Source organism: Methanoregula sp. (genome assembly GCF_002835825.1).
Classification (GTDB): domain Archaea; phylum Halobacteriota; class Methanomicrobia; order Methanomicrobiales; family Methanospirillaceae; genus Methanoregula.
The window spans coordinates 1-1,450 of the sequence record NZ_PIZH01000521.1 but is presented as its reverse complement, the minus strand read 5'-3'; the positions used below and the strand labels follow the sequence as shown (position 1 = coordinate 1,450).

3 protein-coding genes are annotated in these 1,450 nt (G+C 56.9%); all 3 read right to left on the bottom strand.

Going from position 1 to position 1,450, the window contains the following annotated elements; genetic code table 11:
* Positions 1–178 precede the first annotated feature (178 nt).
* A complete protein-coding gene (locus tag CW742_RS12910) occupies positions 179–484 on the bottom strand; it encodes a hypothetical protein (RefSeq protein WP_292421010.1) in 306 nt (101 codons plus the stop codon).
* A 5-nt stretch (positions 485–489) separates the two neighbouring features.
* Positions 490–870, bottom strand: coding sequence for a hypothetical protein (locus CW742_RS12905; RefSeq protein ID WP_292421008.1), 381 nt, complete (start codon positions 868–870; stop codon positions 490–492).
* Position 871: 1 nt separating this feature from the next.
* Positions 872–1,450, bottom strand: a 579-nt coding sequence (locus CW742_RS12900; RefSeq protein ID WP_292421006.1) for a hypothetical protein, incomplete at its 5' end; no start/stop codon positions are given.

The window sequence follows — 1,450 nt, the reverse complement described above, 5'->3', positions numbered from 1 at the left end:
ATATGGACCCGATTGCCGCTACCCCCGCCGCGGGATCCTGACATCCGGTCCTCTACTGCCTGCTGCATGAGTTCCCCGATTTTACCCAGAGCGAGGAGGTACCGGAATTGCTCTTCCAGGGGCATGGCCCGCACCTCCGCGACGGGGATGTGAAACTCTCGTGAGATCAGGTACAGTTCTAACTCGTCTCCGACCTCTGCGACGAGCGGATCGAAGACAGCATATAGTTTCCCAGGGAGCGAATCCCCTTCGCGTTGATCTCCTCAAGTTTCGTGATGAGGGTGAAGTAGGTCTCGTCATCGTTGAGGATCCGGATCACGTCCTCCCGCCGCAGCTTCGGTTCGACAACCGATGCCAGGACCATGTCGATGTGGATATCCGCGAGGTCCTTGTTCCCGGGCCCGATCAGTTTCGTGACCTGGTATTGCGGGAGTTTACGGACCTTCCAGGTTTCATCACCAACTGTAATCTCGATAAGATCCATGGGACTCACTTCCAGACGCGATCGTGTTTGAGACCGAGGCCTTCAACGGTTACCTGCGGAGCCTCCTTGATGCCGCCGCCGGGCGTGATCGTGGAAATGCGGGCACCGGTGATCGTTACGGTGAAGGATGGATTATCGTACACCACAACAACACGTTCCTTGTTGGCTTTGTACGCTTCCAGCTGATTCAGTGCCGCGTTGGTTACCTTGATCTTGACCCCCCATTTGGGCTTCTGGTAACTCTCGTTGTAACCAGTTACGCCTTGCGAGGTCTCGATGTGTGTCAACGGGTCCTGGGGATCGGAGTCGAACTCATCGATTTTTTGAACTTCAACAGACCCAATTTTCAGAGAGCAGTCTTCTGAATTCCAGTCTTCTTCAGGCATATCAGATCGCCTCCAGCATCAGGTCCATGTCAAATTCCTGCATATCCCCAGCAAGCTTGCCCCAGAGTCTGACTCCAGAGAGTTTCCGGTTCTGGATATCGGTTGGGTCGATGTCATCGATCAGCGGCATGGTGATGGAGTAATCGCTGATCGCACCGAGGGCCTTGACACTCTCCATAGCCCCCTTGAGCTCGCCCTCAATGAACTTGAGGCCGGCGGCCGTGTACGGGATCTTCTCGGTCGCGATCCGGTACGATGCGATCGCGTTCTGCAGAATCAGGGCAATGTAGTACTTGGTCCTGGTGATGTCGATGAACTTCGGCGAACTGTCGCTCTTGGTGGTGAGGCCCTGGCTGACACGGGTCACCCCATCACCGAGATCCGTGATGTAGTTCTCCTTTCCAGCTTCGAGGGTCGGGCCCTCGTTCGGTACGCAGAACGCGTCTACACCGGTCACGACCTCCTTCCAGAACGGAGAGATCCAGGGCTTGAGTGCCGTCATCCGCACGAGCCGGACGGCGACCGCGCACCCCGCGCGGTTGGTACGGGCATACGCCAGGTGGAACAGCTTGGGCGAGCG

What these genes read in the sequence shown, in the direction of transcription:
- CW742_RS12910 (WP_292421010.1), bottom strand. Translation starts at nt 484, where the DNA reads ATGGATCTTATCGAGATTACAGTTGGTGATGAAACCTGGAAGGTCCGT.
- CW742_RS12905 (WP_292421008.1), bottom strand. Translation starts at nt 870, where the DNA reads ATGCCTGAAGAAGACTGGAATTCAGAAGACTGCTCTCTGAAAATTGGG.